Below are 15,965 nucleotides of genomic sequence, written 5' to 3'. Positions count from 1 at the left end.
TGCAGCCGGCCTGCCGCATGGCGGGCCGGTGACGATGATTACCAATGGAGCGAGAAGAGACCAATGACGACACAATTCAATCGACGCAATTTCCTGTCCGCCAGCGCCGCGCTGGCCGGTGGCGCCATGGCCGGCAGCGCCTTGCTGCCTGGTGACGCGAACGCCGCAACTGCCGGCGGCCGCGACAAGGTCCGCCTGGGCGTGATCGGCACGGGCATGCGCGGCCAGGTGCTGCTGGCTGAACTGGTGCGCCGCGACGACGTGGAAGTGGTGGCCCTGTGCGATATCGAACCGATCATGCTGAAACACGCGCTGGGTCAGGTGGAAAAGGCGGGCAAGCCGCGTCCGCGCACGTATGGCGAAGACCGCGACCAGAAAGCCTACAAGCGCATGCTCGACGCGGGCGGCCTCGATGGCGTGATCATCGCCACGCCGTGGGAATTCCACGCGCCCATGGCGATTGCCGCCATGCAGGCGAAGATACCCGTCGGTTGCGAAGTGGTGGCCGGCATCACCCTGCAAGACCACTGGGATGTGCTCAATACCCAGCTGAAAACGGGTACGCCCTACATGTTGCTGGAAAACGTGTGCTACCGCCGCGACGTGATGGCGGCATTGCAGATGGTGCGCGCGGGCCTGTTCGGCGAACTGCTGCACCTGCAGGGCGGCTACCAGCACGATCTGCGTGCCGTGAAATTCAACAGCGGCAATCCGGCCAAGCCGTATGGCGGCGGCGTGGAATTCGGCGAAAAGGGCTGGTCCGAAGCCCATTGGCGCACGCAGCACTCGGTCGAACGCAATGGCGAACTGTATCCCAGCCACGGCATCGGCCCGTGCGCCATGTACACGAACATCAACCGCGGCAACCGTTTCACGCGCATCAACGCCTTCGCCACCAAGGCGCGCGGCCTGCACGACTACATCGTCAAGCAGCCGGGCGGCGCGCAGCATGCGAACGCCAAGGTGAAATTCAAGCTGGGCGACGTGGTCACCACCACGCTGGCGTGCGAGAACGGCGAAACCATCATCCTGCAGCACGACACGAGCCTGCCGCGCCCGTACTCGCTGGGCTTCCGCGTGCAAGGCACGGACGGCCTGTGGATGGACCTGAACAATGCCATCCACATCGAAGGCGTCAGCAAGCCGCACCAGTGGGACGACTTCAAGGCCTACCAGGACAAGTACGACCATCCCGTCTGGCGCAAATATGCGGCCAAGGCAGAAGGCGCGGGCCACGGCGGCATGGACTTCTTCGTCATCCACGCCTTTGTCGAGGCGCTCAAGGCCAATGCGCCGATGCCGATCGATATCTACGATGCCGTGACGTGGAGCGCCATCACGCCGCTGTCCGAGCAGTCGATCGCCGCCAACTTCCAGACCCTGGACTTCCCGGACTTCACGGGCGGCCAGTGGAAATCGCGCAAGCCGATCTTCGCCCTCGACGGCAAGTACTAGGCACCATCCGCCCGCTACCGCGCCTGCCGCCGTAGCGGGTTTTTTCTTTTCCCCTTGTTGTTCAACCGTGGCGCAGGCGCGCAGGCCCCTGTACGTCCGCCGCAAAGATCTGCCACCAGGAGACGTCGATGAAACACAGAAGTTCATTGCTCTATGCTGTCCTTTCCACCGCACCGCTGATGCTGGCCGCCTGCGGCGGCGCCACCGCGACCTCCGGCACGGGCGGCACCGCCTTGCTGGCCACCAGCGTGGAATTGCCGGCCACGCCCGCCACCGTGGAATTGGCCGGCAACGCTTTCATCACCGGCGGGGCCGGTGGCGCCGTCATCGGCGAGCAGGGCTTGTCAGGCTGGAGCAGTCCGGCTGCCGTCGCCAGCACCTATTTCCGCGTGGCCGAGGCGGGCCCCGTCCAGGTGGCGCTTGATGCCAGCCTGGCCGATGGCGGCAACAGCACCATCCGCGTGAAGATCAACGGCACGCCGTTCGACGTCAAGCTGGCCGGCAAGGCGCGCAAGACCTATGCCGTGGGCACGGTGAACGTGCCGGCGGCCGGTTACGTGAAGGTGGACTTGCAGGGCCTGTCGCGCGTGAAGGACACGTTTGGCGACGTCGCCGCGCTGAAGGTGACGTCGAACGCCACGCTCAATTACGCCAACGACCCGGCCAATTACTACTGGTCGCGGCGCGGACCGTCCGTGCACATGGGCTATACGGTGCCGGCCAATACCGAGTATTTTTATAACGAGATGACGATACCCGTGGGCCAGGACGCCATCGGTTCCTACTTCATGGCCAACGGCTTTGGCCAGGGCTACATGGGCATCCAGGTGAAATCGCCGAGCGAGCGCTGGATACTGTTCTCCGTATGGGATGCCGACAATGGCGCGAAGACCACCCTGGTCAGCAAGGGCGCGGGCGTGGTCGACAACGCGTTCGGCGGCGAAGGCACGGGCGGCCAGACCTATCTGTCGTACAACTGGGCGGCCGGCACCACCTACCGCTTCATTACGCGCGCGCGGCCCGACGGCAATGGCGGCAGCGATTACTCGGCCTGGTTCTACGCGCCGGAGGCAGGCAAGTGGCGCTATATCGCCACGTGGAAGCGCCCGGCCATCAGCACGTACTTGACGGGCGTGCATTCCTTCCTCGAGAACTTCATCGATACCCTGGGCTACACGGAACGCCGCGTCCAGTTCGGCAACCAGTGGGCGCGCAATGTATCGGGCACGTGGTCGGAAGTGACGGCGGGGCGCTTCACGGGCGACGCCACGGCCACCAACGGGCAGCGCATGGATTATGCGGGCGGCCTGGAAAACGGCAAGTTCTACCTGCGTAACGGCGGCTTCTTTGCCGACTACGTGAAAACCAGCCAGAACTTCACGCGGCCCGCGACGGGACAGGCGCCAGCCGTCGATGTAACGGCCTTGCCGATGCAGTAAGCGCGGTGGCGCTGTAACGCCAGCCCCGCGCGTGCCATGCGCGGGGCTTGGCTTTCTCGGGATAGTTGCGCGGGACTAGGTCGCCAGTTAGAATGCGAATCATTATTGTTTGCGCATGGGGATATCCAGTGTCGGCTGCCCAATCCGGCGTTCACCAGGAGGTGGGCAGCCTGTACCACGATCATCACCGCTGGCTGCAAGGATGGCTGCGGCACAAGCTGGGCAACGCCTTTGACGCGGCCGACGTGGCGCACGACACCTTCATGCGCCTGCTGAACCGGGAAGAGCGCATCGCGGCGCGCGAGCCGCGCGCCTTCCTGACCACCGTGGCCAAGGGCGTGCTGGGCAATCTGTACCGGCGCCGCGACCTGGAAGCGGCCTATCTGGAAACCCTGGCCAGCCTGCCCGCGCAATGCGCGCCCGACCCGGAAGCGCAGGCGATCCTGCTCGAAGCGCTGTTCGACATCGACCGCCGTCTCGATGGCCTGGCGCCACCCGTGCGCCGCGCCTTTTTGCTGTCGCAGCTCGATGGCATGCCGCAGGCGGCCATCGCCGCCGAACTGAATGTCTCTCTCGCCACCGTGCAGCGCTACCTGGTGAAAGCCATGCACCAGTGCTTTTTCTCCCAGCCGCCGGCATGAGCATGCCTGGCAACGCCGCGCCGGAAGCGGCCAGCCTGCAAGCCGTGGAATGGCTGGTGCGCCTGCAGGCGGGCGATGGCGCGCCCGGGGTGGAGCAGGCGTGGCGCGCCTGGCGCGACAGCGACCCGGAAAACGAACAGGCATGGCAGCATATCGAGGCGTGCATGGCGCGCATGCGCGGCCTGCCCGCGCCGCTGGCGCACGGCACCCTGGCGCGCAAGCCCGTGCACGCGCAGGCGCATGCGGCGCGGCGCCAGTCCCTGAAGCTCCTGGCGCTGCTGGCCGCGGGCGGCGGCGCCTGGCTGGCTGGCGGCGATGAACAGGCGCGGTTCTGGCTGGCCGATTACCGCACCGGCACGGGCGAGCTGCGCCACATCGTGCTGGAAGACGGCACGCGCATTGCGATGAATACGGCGTCCAGCGTCGACGTGCGCTTCGATTCGGGCCAGCGCCTGGTGACGGTATTGCAGGGCGAGATCATGGTCACGACCGCGCGCGATGCTGCCGGCCGGCCTTTTTTAGTGCGCACGGCGCAAGGGCGCCTGCAGCCCGTGGGCACGCGCTTTGCCGTGCGCGTGGCAGGCGAACGCACGCAGCTGGGCGTGTTCGAGGGCGCCGTCGATATTCTGCCGGGGCAGGCGTCCGAGGCGGTGCGCAGGCTGCAGGCCGGCCAGCAAGCCAGCTTCACGGCGACGCAGCTTGGCACCGTGCAGACCTTGCCGGCCGGCGCGGATGCGTGGACGGCCGGTACGCTGGTGGCGCACGACATGCCGCTGGCCGATTTTGTGCAGGAGCTGGCGCGCTACCGCCATGGGCGCCTGGCGTGCGACCCGGCCATCGCGCACCTGCGCGTGTCGGGCATCTACCCGCTGGCCGACACCACGCAAGTGCTCGACATGCTGGCGCGCACCTTGCCCATCGACGTGCGCCAGACCACGCGGTTCTGGGTCACGCTGACGCCGCACCGGCCAGACGCCGGGCGCGCACAGGCTGCCGGATAAATATTTTCAGAAAATTGAGGGGTTTGCGGCTTTCGCGTGACAAGCACAGTGAACCCTTCATTCACTTTCTGGAAAATCGTCCCATGCCTGGTCAAATCTCTTCTCTTTTCCCCGCCGTTTCCGCCCGCTGCCAGCGTAGCGTGGCCGCCATCGCCGTCAGTCAGGCCCTGTGGCTGCTCGCCGCCGGCGGCGCCTCGGCTGCCGCCCCCCTTGCTCAGGCAGTCAATGCGGCACGCATCGAGCTGGCGATACCGGCCGGCACCCTGGAACAGGTGCTGGTGCGCTTCGGCCAGCAGACGGGCACCATGATTTCCTACCAGGCCGCCGCGCTGGCGGGCAAGCGCAGCGCCGGCCTGGCGGGCCGCTACAGCGTGCCCGAAGCGCTGGGCGCCATCGTCGCCGGCTCGGGCCTGCGCGCCGTGCCGCAGGCGAATGGCGGCTATGTGCTCGACGCGGCGCCTGCCGATGGCGGCCAGACCATGCCCGAGATGAAGGTCACCGCCAGCTTTGATGCGAACGGCGCGACGGAAGGCAGCGGCTCGTACACGACGCAGAGCATGCGCTCGGCCACGCGCCTGGGCCTGTCCGTGCGCGAGACGCCGCAAGCCGTCAGCGTGGTCACGCGCCAGCAGATGGATGACCAGAACCTGCAGACGGTGGAAGAGGTGCTGCAAAATGCGGCCGGCATAGCCGTCAACCGCTATGACAGCGACCGCACTTCGTTCTTCGCACGGGGCTTTTCCATCGCCAGCTACCAGTACGACGGCATCCCCACCACGGTCGACAATGCCTACAACGTGGGCGACAGCACCCTGGACATGACGGCCTACGACCGGGTCGAAATCGTGCGCGGCGCCACGGGCCTGCTGACGGGCGCGGGCGAACCGTCGGCCACCATCAACCTGGTGCGCAAGCGCGCGTCGTCGAGGCAGCTGGCCGGCGCGGCGGCCCTGAGTCTGGGCTCCTGGCACAATGCGCGCGCCAGCGCCGACGTCTCCACGCCGCTCACCGCGGACGGCAAGGTGCGCGGGCGCGTCGTGGCCAGCTACCAGGACAGCGAATCGTATGTGCGCCTGTATCATGGCAAGAAAGCCATGGCCTATACCACCGTGGAAGCGGACCTGGCGCCCGGCAGCGTGCTGATCGCCGGCTATGAATACCAGGACAACCGTCCGCGCGGCGGCATGTATGGCGGCTTGCCGCTGTGGTATGCGGATGGCGAGCGGGCCACGTTTTCCCGCGCCGCCACCACGGCCGCCACCTGGAGCCGCTGGTTCAGCAGCAGCCAGACGGCCTTTGTGCGCCTGGAGCAGGAACTGGGTGGCGGCTGGAACCTGACTGCCATGCTGAATCACGGCTGGGGCAATTATTCGGCCGCCGAAACCTTCGCGTATACCTGGCCGGACAAGGTTACGGGGCAGGGCGTGACGGGCTACACCGGGTTTTACTCGGGCACGCGGCGCCAGGACAGCGTGGACGCCTATGTGCAGGGGCCGGTGCAGATGCTGGGGCGCACGCACGACCTGGCGTTCGGCGTCTCGGGCAGCAACCAGTTCGCCAGCAATCCGGGCATCTCGGGCGGCAGCGTCGACTACGGCAAGTTTGAGCAGTGGCGGGGCGTGGCGCCGGAGCCGGACTGGAACGATCCTGGCTTTTCCCGCTGGAAGCTGCTCGACACGGTGCAGCAGCGCGGCATCTATGGCACGGCGCGTTTTTCGCTGGCCGATCCCCTGAAGCTGATCGTCGGCGCGCGCTACAGCCGCTACAAGGCGGACCACGTCGACGACTGGGGCGGCAGCTACGCGTATGCCAAGCACGCCGTGACGCCGTACGCGGGCCTGGTGTGGGATATCGATGCGCAGCATGCGCTGTACACCAGCTACAGCAAGATCTTCAAGCCGCAGGGTAACCAGGACCGCTTCGGCCGCTACCTCGATCCCGTGCAGGGCAAGAACGTGGAAGCGGGCGTGAAGGGCGAGTATTTCGGCGGCAGGCTCAATGCGGCGCTGGCCGTGTTCCGCATCGCGCAGGATGGCCTGGCGCAGGAAGACACGGGACACTTCGTGGGCAATTCGCTGACGCAGGCGTATTACGCGGCGGCGGGCACCACCAGCAAGGGCGTGGAACTGGACGTCTCGGGCGAGCTGGCCAGGGGCTGGAACGTATCGGCCAGCGTGTCGCATGCGGCGGCCGAAGACAAGCAGGGTGTGCGCCTGAACAGCTATGTGCCGCAAACCCTGGCGCGCGTGTTTTCCACGTACCAGCTGCCCGGCGACTGGCGCGCCCTGTCGGTGGGCGGCGGGGTGAACTGGCAGAGCGGCGCCTACCGCGACGCCACGGGTCCGAACGGAACGGAACGGGTGGCGCAGGGCGGCTACGCCGTGGCCGGCCTGATGGCCAGATATGCGCTGTCGCGCCAGCTGTCGCTGCAGGCGAACGTCAACAACCTGTTCGACAAGCGCTACTACAGCCAGGTCGGCATGTATAACCAGGCTTACTGGGGCGCGCCGCGCAATGCCAGCGTCGCGCTGCGCTACCTCTTCTGATGCATCAGAGCGGCCAGGCCTGCTTGGTGACGGCCACGGCCACGATGTAGGCAAAGACCAGCACGGCCAGCGCGAACGCGGCGCCGCGCACGGCCGGCGTCTTGCCCCGCTTCAGGGCGATGGTGCCCAGCACGATGTAGGCCACGAGCGCGCCCAGCTTGGCGGCCAGCCACGGCTGGCTGCCCGGCGACTGGCCGCTCCACACGGCCAGCGTGATGGCGCTGGCCAGCAAGGCCGTGTCGATCAGGTGCGGCAGGATTTTTACCCAGCGCTGCTGCAGTGCGGGCGAGGCGCGCAGCATCCAGGCGCCGCGCAACAGGAAAAGAAAGCCGCTGGCGGCGGCGCAACCCATGTGGAAATGCTTGAGGCTCAGATAATCCATGCGTGATGTCGTGGGCGTTGATTGACGGTGGCGCCAGCATAGCCGCCTTTGGCCTTGCGCGCCATACGCCGTCGGGATGAGGCGTCCCTAATACAGGAATTTGACATACACGAGTTCCGGGTCGCCCTCGTCGAGATGGTCTATCCGGCCGTTGCGCACGAAGCCCGCGCTGGCGAACAGCCGCTGCGCGGCCAGGTTGGACTGGTTCGTCGAAGTGAACAGTTTCGCCGTCGGGCAGGCGTTTGCGGCGGCCGCCAGCAGGCGCAAGCCCACGCCGCGCCGCTGCTGCGCGGGCGCCACCACCACCAGCGGGACAAAACCGTAGCCGAAGAAGTCCGGGTGCAGCAGCGCATAGCCGGCCACTTGGCCGGCGTGCAGGGCGACCAGGCATTGCCCTTTGTCGACGGCGTCGCGCACGGCGTCGCCGCGGCTGGCGTGCGATTGCGCATAGGCGTCGCAGGCCAGCATGGCCGCCACGTCGCCAGGTCCGGCCTCGCGGGCGATGATGTCGTTTGCTTCTGTGTTGTTGTCCATGCCGCTCCCTGTTGTGCCGGTGCCGAGTGTGCCAAAAATGCGTCCGTTTGTAAAACACCCGCCATCCAGGCTAGGTCCGGCCTGCGCCATCTAGTCACTTTTGCCGATGCGGCTATCCAGATTGCCTTCCCAAAATCACCCTGTGGCCGATAGTGCCTTTCGCGGCCGGCACGTAAGCTGGTCGGGACGGCTGGCCAGACGGCCAGTGCATTCATGGAGAAACATCGTGGCTACCCTAGATGGCACCAACAAGAACAGTAACAGCAGTAACACGGCAGTCGGACCGGGCATGCGGCGCAAGCAGGCGTCCGTGCTGGTCAGCAGTACCTTCGCCTTCACGATCTGCTTCGCGGTATGGATGATGTTTGCCGTACTGGGCATCCCCATCAAGACCAGCCTGGGCTTGACTGAAACGCAATTCGGCCTGCTGGCCGCCATGCCCGTGCTGACGGGCTCCCTCGTGCGCGTGCCATTGGGCATCTGGACGGACAAATACGGCGGACGCCGCGTCTTCTTCCTGCTGATGCTGGCCAGCGTGGTGCCGATCTACCTGATCGCCTACGCCACCGCCTACTGGCATTTCCTCTTGCTGGGCATGTTCGTGGGCCTGGCGGGCGGCTCGTTTTCCGTCGGCACGCCCTACGTGGCGCGCTGGTACGAGAAAGAGCGCCGCGGCCTGGCCATGGGCATCTTCGGCGCGGGGAATTCCGGTTCCGCGCTGACCAAGTTCGTCGCGCCAGGCATCGTCGCCGCCTTCGGCTGGCAAATGCTGCCCAAGGTGTATGCGGTGGCCATGCTGGCCACGGCCATCCTCTTCTGGCTGTTTTCATACATGGACAAATCGCACCTGGCGCCATCGGGCGAGAGCTTTGCCGAGCAGATGAAGGTGCTGAAGGACCCGCGCGTGTGGCGCTACTGCCAGTACTACTCGGTGGTGTTCGGCGGCTATGTGGCGCTGGCGCTGTGGATGACGAAGTACTACGTGGCCGAATACGGCTTCGACCTGAAACACGCGGCGCTGCTGGCCGCCTGCTTCTCGCTGCCGGGCGGCGTGCTGCGCGCCGTGGGCGGCTGGATCTCCGACAAGTACGGCGCCGCCAGGGTGACATGGGCCGTGATGTGGGTGTGCTGGGTGTGCTTCTTCCTGCTGTCGTATCCGCAGACGCAGATGGTGGTGGAAACCGTCACGGGGCCGCTGGCCTTGCATATCGGCCTGTCGCCGCTGTGGTTTACCGTGCTGCTGTTCATCGTCGGCATCGCCATGGCCGTGGGCAAGGCGTCCGTCTTCAAGTTCATCGGCGATGATTTTTCTCACAACATCGGCGCCGTGTCGGGCGTGGTGGGCCTGGCCGGCGGCTTGGGCGGCTTCATCCTGCCCGTGATGTTCGGCGCCCTGGTGGACTTCACGGGCGTGCGCTCGAGCGCCTTCATGCTCCTGTACGGCACCGTCTGCGTTTCCCTCGTCTGGATGCATTTTTCGTTCAAGCCGCTGCGCGCGGCGCCCGCCAATCAAGCTGCAGGAGCACAAGCATGAGCCGCTACATGATCACTACGTGGGAGCCTGAGACTCCCGGTTTCTGGCAAACGACAGGCAAGGCCACGGCCGCGCGCAATCTGTGGATCTCGATCCCCGCGCTGCTGCTGGCGTTTGCCGTGTGGATGGTGTGGAGCGTGGTGGTGGTCAACCTGCCCAACATCGGCTTCACCTACAGTAACAACCAGCTGTTCTGGCTGACGGCCTTGCCCGGCCTGTCCGGCGCCACCTTGCGCATCTTTTATTCGTTCATGGTGCCGATCTTCGGCGGCCGGCGCTGGACGGCCATTTCCACGGGCTCGCTGCTGATTCCCGCCATCGGCATCGGCCTGGCCGTGCAGGACGTGAACACGGGCTACCCGACCATGCTGATCCTGGCCCTGCTGTGCGGCTTCGGCGGCGGCAATTTCGCCTCGTCGATGGCCAACATCAGCTTTTTCTATCCGAAGGCCAGCAAGGGCTTCGCGCTGGGCATGAATGCGGGCCTGGGCAACCTGGGCGTGTCGGTGGTGCAGTTCGTCGTGCCGCTGGTGATCACCTTTGCCGTCTTCGGCGCCTGGGGCGGCGATTCCCTCACCTGGGTCAAGAACGGCGTGAGCAAGGAGATGTGGCTGCAGAACGCGGGCTTCATCTGGGTGCCGTTCATTGCGCTCTCCACCTTGCTGGCCTGGTTCGGCATGAACGACCTGGCATCGGCCAAGGCCTCGTTTTCCGAGCAGGCCGTGATCTTCAAGCGCAAGCACAACTGGCTCATGTGCTGGCTGTACACGGGCACCTTCGGCTCCTTCATCGGTTATTCGGCCGCGTTTCCGCTGCTGATCAAGATCCAGTTCCCCGACGTCAATCCGCTCGACTACGCGTTCTTGGGACCCCTCGTCGGTGCGCTGGCGAGGGTGGCCGGCGGCGTGATCTCGGACAAGCTGGGCGGCGCCAGGGTCACCCTGTGGTCGTTCCTCTTGATGATAGGCGCCGTGCTGGGCGTGCTGTACTTCATGCCGCAAGGCGGCATCGGTGGCAATTTCAACGGCTTCTTCTGGATGTTCATGCTGCTGTTTGCGGGCACGGGCATCGGCAACGCGTCGACCTTCCGCATGATCCCCGTGATCTTTTTGACGGAACACCAGCGCGCGGCGGCCGGCAAGGACAAGGCGGCGCAGGAGCAAGCCATCGTCGACGCCAACAAGGAAGGCGCGGCCGTGCTGGGCTTCACTTCGGCCGTGGCCGCGTACGGCGCCTTCTTCATCCCGAAAAGCTACGGCACTTCGATCGCGCTGACGGGCAGCCCCGACGCGGCCCTGTGGTGCTTCATCGGCTTTTATGTCAGCTGTATCGCCATCACCTGGTGGTGCTACTCCCGTAAAAACGCGCCGATGCCTTGCTAGTTAGAACGTCTGGCAAGTCGTTTTTGCCAGACGTTGAGGAAATGAAAGTATGTCATGGAAGAACTGGAAAAATTCGTCAACGGCTTCAGCCTGTTTCAACAGCAGTACTTCAGCGAGCCGCAGACCTTGTACGACAGCCTGCGCGACGGCCAGCGGCCCTCGACCCTGCTGATCGGCTGCTGCGATTCGCGGGTCGATCCCATGCTGCTGACGGGCAGCGACCCGGGCGACATGTTCGTCGTGCGCAATATCGCCAACCTGGTGCCGCCGTGCACGCCCGACGCGCCGCCCGGCGTCAGTTCGGCCATCGAGTTCGCCGTCTGCAAGCTCGAAGTGGCCAGGGTCATCGTGCTGGGGCATGCGCGTTGCGGCGGCATCCGCGCGCTGCTGCAGCCGCCGCCGCGCGCGCAAGACCAGGAAACGGACTTCGTGGGACAGTGGATGCGCATCGCCGAACCGGTGGCGCAGCGCGTGCGGCGCGAGCTGGCGCACCGTTCATCGGAAGAGCAGCACCATGCGTGCGAGCTGGCCAGCATATTGCAGTCGCTGGACAACCTGCTCACCTACCCCTGGCTGAAGCGCAGGGTGGAACAGGGATTATTGAAATTGCATGGATGGTATTTCGACATCGACAGCGGGGCGCTGATGGCGTATTCGGCGCGCCAGCAGCAGTTCTTGCCCCTCGTCTGTCCGATAGAAAGGGCGCGCCATCTGCATGCGCGCCCCTGGCCGGATTCAGCTAAAACGTAACAAATCCCCGCTGCGGTCAAACGCCAGCAGGCTGTCGATGCGGCCTTGCTCGATGGCCGTCACCATGGCGCGCAGGGGCGCCTGGCAATCGTGCGGCGCGGGCGGCTGGCCGTGCTGGCCCGCCAGTCCCGCCACGAAGACCACGTCCCAGTGCGTCTGCATCTGTTTCGACTCCTCTTTCAACGTCTCGAAGCTGCCCAGTTCCTCGGGCAGCTTGTCGGCGCACATCACGGGCGTGAGGGACTTGCCCTGGCCGCCAGGCTGGGCCTGCGCCTGGGTAAAGGTGAACAGCAGGCGTTGCGGCTGCTCCTGGTTGCGGGCGCTGCGCAGCAGGCTGGCGTAATCGGTAATCGGCATGGTGCTCTTTCTCACAGTTGAACGATGGCGACAGGTATACCGCAGCACAGCCGCGGCGCCCATAGGCAAGAGTGACTATCCGGGTGACTACGCGCCTATGCATTCCTGGTGCCGGAAACCGACTTCTTGCCAATACCGCCGCGCGGGGCGCATCGCTAGACTGTTTGTATCGACGCTTGAGCCCTCGTGCTTGCAGCGTTTTTTAAGACCTGGCGCCGCTGTTTGCGGCGCAATGTGGAGGTAGCATGAGTCACTTTCTGGACCGCCTGAAATTTTTTAGCAAGCCCGCCGAGCCGTTTTCCAACGGCCATGGCACCGTGGTCGATGAAGACCGTACCTGGGAAAACGCCTACCGCCAGCGCTGGCAGCACGACAAGATCGTCCGCTCCACGCACGGCGTGAACTGCACCGGCTCGTGCAGCTGGAAGGTGTATGTCAAGAATGGCCTGATCACCTGGGAAACCCAGCAAACCGATTACCCGCGCACGCGTCCCGACCTGCCCAACCACGAGCCGCGCGGCTGCCCCCGCGGCGCCAGCTACTCCTGGTACGTGTATTCGGCCCAGCGCGTGAAATACCCGATGGTGCGCGGCCGCCTGATGGAAATGTGGCGCGAAGCGCGCAAGACCATGGACCCTGTCACGGCCTGGGACTGGATCAGCCAGGACCCCGTGCGCTCGCAGCAGTACAAATCCATCCGCGGCCTGGGCGGCTTCGTGCGCGCCACGTGGGATGAATCGAACGAGATCATCGCCGCCGCGAATGCGCTGACGATCAAGAAATACGGCCCGGACCGCGTCGTCGGCTTTTCGCCGATTCCCGCCATGTCCATGGTCAGCTATGCTTCCGGCACGCGCTACCTGTCGCTGATCGGCGGCGTGGCCCTGAGCTTCTATGACTGGTACTGCGACTTGCCGCCGGCCAGCCCGCAAGTGTGGGGCGAACAGACGGACGTGCCGGAATCGGCCGACTGGTACAACTCGACCTATCTGATGGTGTGGGGCTCGAACGTGCCGATGACGCGCACGCCGGACGCCCACTTCTACACGGAAGTGCGCTACAAGGGCACGAAAACCGTGGCCATCTCGCCCGATTACGGCGAAATGGTGAAGTTCGGCGACATCTGGCTGGCGCCGAAGCAGGGCACGGATGCCGCGCTGGCGCTGGCCATGGGCCATGTGATCCTCAAGGAATTCCATGCGGAAGGGCAGAGCGCCTACTTCCGCGACTATGCGCGCCAGTACACGGACTTCCCCATGCTGGTGCTGCTCAAGGAGCATAACGGCACGCTGGTGCCCGATTACTTCCTGCGCGCTTCGCACCTGGACAACAACCTGGACGAAACCAACAATCCGGAATGGAAAACCCTCGTCATCGACGAGGGCACGGGGGCGATCACGGCGCCGGCCGGCTCCATCGGCTTCCGCTGGGGCGAGTCGGGCAAGTGGAACCTGGAGCAAAAAGCGGGCGGCAGCGGCGCGCCCATCGTGCCGATGCTCTCCATGATCCACGACAGCGACGCCGTCACGGAAGTGGGCTTCGCCTACTTCGGCGGCAAGGACGCGGCCGACATGCTGCTGCGCAAAGTACCCGTGAAAACCATCCGCCTGGCCGACGGCAGCACGGGCCTGGTGACCACCGTGTTCGACCTGACCCTGGCCAACTACGGCATCGACCGGGGCCTCGGTGGCGCCAATGTCGCGGAAAGCTATGACGACGACGTGCCGTACACGCCGGCATGGCAGGAAAAGCACACGGGCGTGAAACGCGCCGACGTCATCACGGTGGCGCGCCAGTTCGCGGAAAACGCGGACCAGACGCGCGGCAAGAGCATGGTCATCGTGGGCGCCGGCCTGAATCACTGGTACCACATGGACATGACCTACCGCGGCATCATCAACATGCTGATGATGTGCGGCTGTATCGGCCAGTCGGGCGGCGGCTGGGCCCATTACGTGGGCCAGGAAAAGCTGCGTCCGCAAACGGGCTGGACGCCGCTGGCCTTCGCCCAGGACTGGGTACGCCCGATGCGCCAGATGAACGGTACCTCGTTCTTCTATGCGCACACGAGCCAGTGGCGCCATGAAAAGCTGGAAACGGGCGACATCGCCTCGCCCTCGGCCGCCGGCGGCACGGGCGACCTGACCCTGCTCGACTACAACGCCAAGGCCGAGCGTATGGGCTGGCTGCCATCGGCGCCGCAGCTGCAAACCAATCCGCTGGAAGTGGCGAAGGCCGCCAGGGCTGCAGGGCAGGCGCCGGCCGCATATGCGCTCGACCAGATCAAGGCGGGCCAGCTGCAGTTCTCGTGCGACGACCCGGACAACCCGGCCAACTTCCCCCGCAATATGTTCGTCTGGCGCTCGAACATCCTGGGCAGCTCGGGCAAGGGCCACGAGTACTTCCTGAAATACCTGCTGGGCACGCAGAACGGCTTGCTCAGCGACGAGGACGACTGCCTCACGCCGAAACAGGTGAAGGTGCGTCCGGCCGCCGAAGGCAAGCTCGATCTGCTGGTGGTGCTGGACTTCCGCATGTCGACCACGTGCCTGTACGGCGACGTGGTGCTGCCGACGGCCACCTGGTATGAAAAGGATGACTTGAACACCTCGGACATGCATCCGTTCATCCACCCGCTGTCGGAAGCCGTGCAGCCGCTGTGGCAATCGAAGTCGGACTGGGAAATCTACAAGGGCATCGCCGAGAAATTCTCGGAAATCGGCGGCGAGCTGCTGGGCACCCAGCAAGACATCATCCTCACGCCGCTGATGCACGACACTCCGGGCGAACTGGGCCAGCCTTTCGATCCCAAGGATTGGCGCGCCGGCGAATGCGAGGCGATTCCCGGCAAGACCATGCCGAACATGACGGTGGTCGAGCGCAATTACCGCGACGTCTACAAGAAGTTCACCTCGATCGGCCCGCTGCTGGAAAGCATCGGCAACGGCGGCAAGGGCATTTCCTGGAAGACGGGCCATGAAGTGGACGTGCTGCGCGGCGTGAACCGCACGGTGCAAGGCGTCGGCGTGTCGCAGGGCCAGCCGCGCCTCGACACGGCCATCGATGCGGCCGAGATGATTCTGTCGCTGGCGCCGGAAACGAATGGCCACGTGGCCGTGAAAGCCTGGGCCGCGCTGTCAAGCATCACGGGACGCGACCACACGCATCTGGCGCTGCCGCGCGAGCATGACAGCATCCGCTTCCGCGACGTGCAGGCGCAGCCGCGCAAGATCATTTCCTCGCCCACCTGGTCGGGCCTGGAAAGCGAGGAAGTGAGCTACACGGCCGGCTATACCAACGTGCACGAACTGATCCCGTGGCGCACCCTGACGGGCCGCCAGCAGTTCTACCAGGACCACCTGTGGATGCGCGACTTCGGCGAAGGGCTGTGCGTGTACAAGCCGGCCATCAACACGAAGACGACGGAAGCGCTGCTGGGCACCCGGCCGAACGGCAACAAGGAACTGGCGCTGAACTTTTTGACGCCGCACCAGAAGTGGGGCATCCACTCCACGTATTCGGACAACCTGCGCATGCTGACCCTGTCGCGCGGCGGTCCCCACGTGTGGCTGTCGGAAATCGACGCGAAGGCGGCCGGCATCGTCGACAACGACTGGATCGAAGTCTTCAACGTGAACGGCACCCTGACGGCGCGCGCCATCGTCAGCCAGCGCATCCCGGCCGGCATGACGATGATGTACCACGCGCAGGAAAAGATCATCAACGTGCCTGGCGCGGAGATGACGGGCAAGCGGGGCGGCATCCACAACTCCGTGACGCGCGCCGTGCCCAAGCCCACGCACATGATAGGCGGCTACGCCCAGCTGGCCTACGGCTTCAATTACTACGGCACGGTGGGCTCCAACCGCGATGAATTCGTATTGGTGCGCAAGATGAACAAGGTCGACTGGCTGGAAGGCCCGTTGCAGGAAGAAGGAGCATAG

Annotated in this window: 12 protein-coding genes; 9 read left to right on the top strand and 3 right to left on the bottom strand. The window is 65.3% G+C overall.

Going from position 1 to position 15,965, the window contains the following annotated elements:
- Nucleotides 1–63: 63 nt before the first annotated feature.
- From GCN74_RS14605 to GCN74_RS14585, 5 genes are all read left to right on the top strand, one after another.
- On the top strand, nucleotides 64–1,455 hold the full coding sequence (locus tag GCN74_RS14605; RefSeq protein WP_152257351.1) for a Gfo/Idh/MocA family protein: 1,392 nt from the start codon (nucleotides 64–66) through the stop codon (nucleotides 1,453–1,455).
- 128 nt (nucleotides 1,456–1,583) lie between these two features.
- A complete protein-coding gene (locus tag GCN74_RS14600; RefSeq protein ID WP_152257350.1) occupies nucleotides 1,584–2,894 on the top strand; it encodes a DUF3472 domain-containing protein in 1,311 nt (436 codons plus the stop codon).
- A gap of 128 nt (nucleotides 2,895–3,022) precedes the next feature.
- The gene (locus GCN74_RS14595; RefSeq protein ID WP_152257349.1) at nucleotides 3,023–3,535 is read left to right on the top strand and encodes a sigma-70 family RNA polymerase sigma factor; all 513 of its coding nucleotides are present in this window, start codon (nucleotides 3,023–3,025) and stop codon (nucleotides 3,533–3,535) included.
- Complete coding sequence (locus GCN74_RS14590) at nucleotides 3,532–4,536, top strand: FecR domain-containing protein (RefSeq protein ID WP_152257348.1); 1,005 nt, start codon at nucleotides 3,532–3,534, stop codon at nucleotides 4,534–4,536. The genes GCN74_RS14595 and GCN74_RS14590 overlap by 4 nt, the downstream gene beginning before the upstream one ends.
- 83 nt (nucleotides 4,537–4,619) lie before the next feature.
- Nucleotides 4,620–7,082 carry a TonB-dependent siderophore receptor gene (locus GCN74_RS14585; protein ID WP_226939046.1) on the top strand — a complete coding sequence of 821 codons (2,463 nt, stop codon included), beginning with the start codon at nucleotides 4,620–4,622 and terminating at the stop codon, nucleotides 7,080–7,082.
- 4 nt (nucleotides 7,083–7,086) lie between these two features.
- On the opposite strand, the gene GCN74_RS14580 is transcribed toward GCN74_RS14585, so the two are convergent.
- Both GCN74_RS14580 and GCN74_RS14575 read right to left on the bottom strand, forming a co-directional pair.
- Nucleotides 7,087–7,464: a SirB2 family protein gene (locus tag GCN74_RS14580; protein WP_152257347.1), complete on the bottom strand. Its 378-nt coding sequence runs from the start codon at nucleotides 7,462–7,464 to the stop codon at nucleotides 7,087–7,089.
- A gap of 87 nt (nucleotides 7,465–7,551) precedes the next feature.
- Nucleotides 7,552–7,998, bottom strand: a complete 447-nt coding sequence (locus tag GCN74_RS14575) for a GNAT family N-acetyltransferase (protein WP_152257346.1) — start codon at nucleotides 7,996–7,998, stop codon at nucleotides 7,552–7,554.
- Nucleotides 7,999–8,287: 289 nt separating this feature from the next.
- Between GCN74_RS14575 and GCN74_RS14570 the strand changes: the two genes are divergently transcribed.
- The 3 genes from GCN74_RS14570 to GCN74_RS14560 are packed head-to-tail and all read left to right on the top strand — an operon-like array spanning nucleotide 8,288 to nucleotide 11,664.
- The gene (locus GCN74_RS14570) at nucleotides 8,288–9,532 is read left to right on the top strand and encodes an MFS transporter (protein WP_152257378.1); all 1,245 of its coding nucleotides are present in this window, start codon (nucleotides 8,288–8,290) and stop codon (nucleotides 9,530–9,532) included.
- Nucleotides 9,529–10,914, top strand: coding sequence for a NarK family nitrate/nitrite MFS transporter (locus GCN74_RS14565; RefSeq protein WP_152257345.1), 1,386 nt, complete (start codon nucleotides 9,529–9,531; stop codon nucleotides 10,912–10,914). Before GCN74_RS14570 ends, GCN74_RS14565 begins: the two co-directional genes overlap by 4 nt.
- Before the next feature lie 54 nt (nucleotides 10,915–10,968).
- Nucleotides 10,969–11,664 carry a carbonic anhydrase gene (locus tag GCN74_RS14560; RefSeq protein ID WP_152257344.1) on the top strand — a complete coding sequence of 232 codons (696 nt, stop codon included), beginning with the start codon at nucleotides 10,969–10,971 and terminating at the stop codon, nucleotides 11,662–11,664.
- Here GCN74_RS14560 and GCN74_RS14555 read toward each other — a convergent pair.
- Nucleotides 11,650–12,021 (bottom strand): ribonucleotide reductase subunit alpha, encoded by a 372-nt coding sequence (locus GCN74_RS14555; protein ID WP_152257343.1) that lies wholly within the window; start codon nucleotides 12,019–12,021, stop codon nucleotides 11,650–11,652. The genes GCN74_RS14560 and GCN74_RS14555 overlap by 15 nt on opposite strands.
- Nucleotides 12,022–12,266: 245 nt before the next feature.
- Between GCN74_RS14555 and GCN74_RS14550 the strand changes: the two genes are divergently transcribed.
- On the top strand, nucleotides 12,267–15,965 hold the full coding sequence (locus tag GCN74_RS14550) for a nitrate reductase subunit alpha (RefSeq protein ID WP_152257342.1): 3,699 nt from the start codon (nucleotides 12,267–12,269) through the stop codon (nucleotides 15,963–15,965).

Source organism: Janthinobacterium sp. FT14W, assembly GCF_009208755.1.
Lineage (GTDB): Bacteria > Pseudomonadota > Gammaproteobacteria > Burkholderiales > Burkholderiaceae_D > Janthinobacterium > Janthinobacterium violaceinigrum.
Note: the sequence above shows the minus strand (reverse complement) of the source record. Positions and strands in the feature narration are given on the sequence as shown.

What these genes read in the sequence shown, in the direction of transcription:
- GCN74_RS14605 (WP_152257351.1), top strand. Translation starts at nt 64, where the DNA reads ATGACGACACAATTCAATCGACGCAATTTCCTGTCCGCCAGCGCCGCG.
- GCN74_RS14600 (WP_152257350.1), top strand. Translation starts at nt 1,584, where the DNA reads ATGAAACACAGAAGTTCATTGCTCTATGCTGTCCTTTCCACCGCACCG.
- GCN74_RS14590 (WP_152257348.1), top strand. Translation starts at nt 3,532, where the DNA reads ATGAGCATGCCTGGCAACGCCGCGCCGGAAGCGGCCAGCCTGCAAGCC.
- GCN74_RS14585 (WP_226939046.1), top strand. Translation starts at nt 4,620, where the DNA reads ATGCCTGGTCAAATCTCTTCTCTTTTCCCCGCCGTTTCCGCCCGCTGC.
- GCN74_RS14580 (WP_152257347.1), bottom strand. Translation starts at nt 7,464, where the DNA reads ATGGATTATCTGAGCCTCAAGCATTTCCACATGGGTTGCGCCGCCGCC.
- GCN74_RS14575 (WP_152257346.1), bottom strand. Translation starts at nt 7,998, where the DNA reads ATGGACAACAACACAGAAGCAAACGACATCATCGCCCGCGAGGCCGGA.
- GCN74_RS14570 (WP_152257378.1), top strand. Translation starts at nt 8,288, where the DNA reads ATGCGGCGCAAGCAGGCGTCCGTGCTGGTCAGCAGTACCTTCGCCTTC.
- GCN74_RS14565 (WP_152257345.1), top strand. Translation starts at nt 9,529, where the DNA reads ATGAGCCGCTACATGATCACTACGTGGGAGCCTGAGACTCCCGGTTTC.
- GCN74_RS14560 (WP_152257344.1), top strand. Translation starts at nt 10,969, where the DNA reads ATGGAAGAACTGGAAAAATTCGTCAACGGCTTCAGCCTGTTTCAACAG.
- GCN74_RS14555 (WP_152257343.1), bottom strand. Translation starts at nt 12,021, where the DNA reads ATGCCGATTACCGATTACGCCAGCCTGCTGCGCAGCGCCCGCAACCAG.
- GCN74_RS14550 (WP_152257342.1), top strand. Translation starts at nt 12,267, where the DNA reads ATGAGTCACTTTCTGGACCGCCTGAAATTTTTTAGCAAGCCCGCCGAG.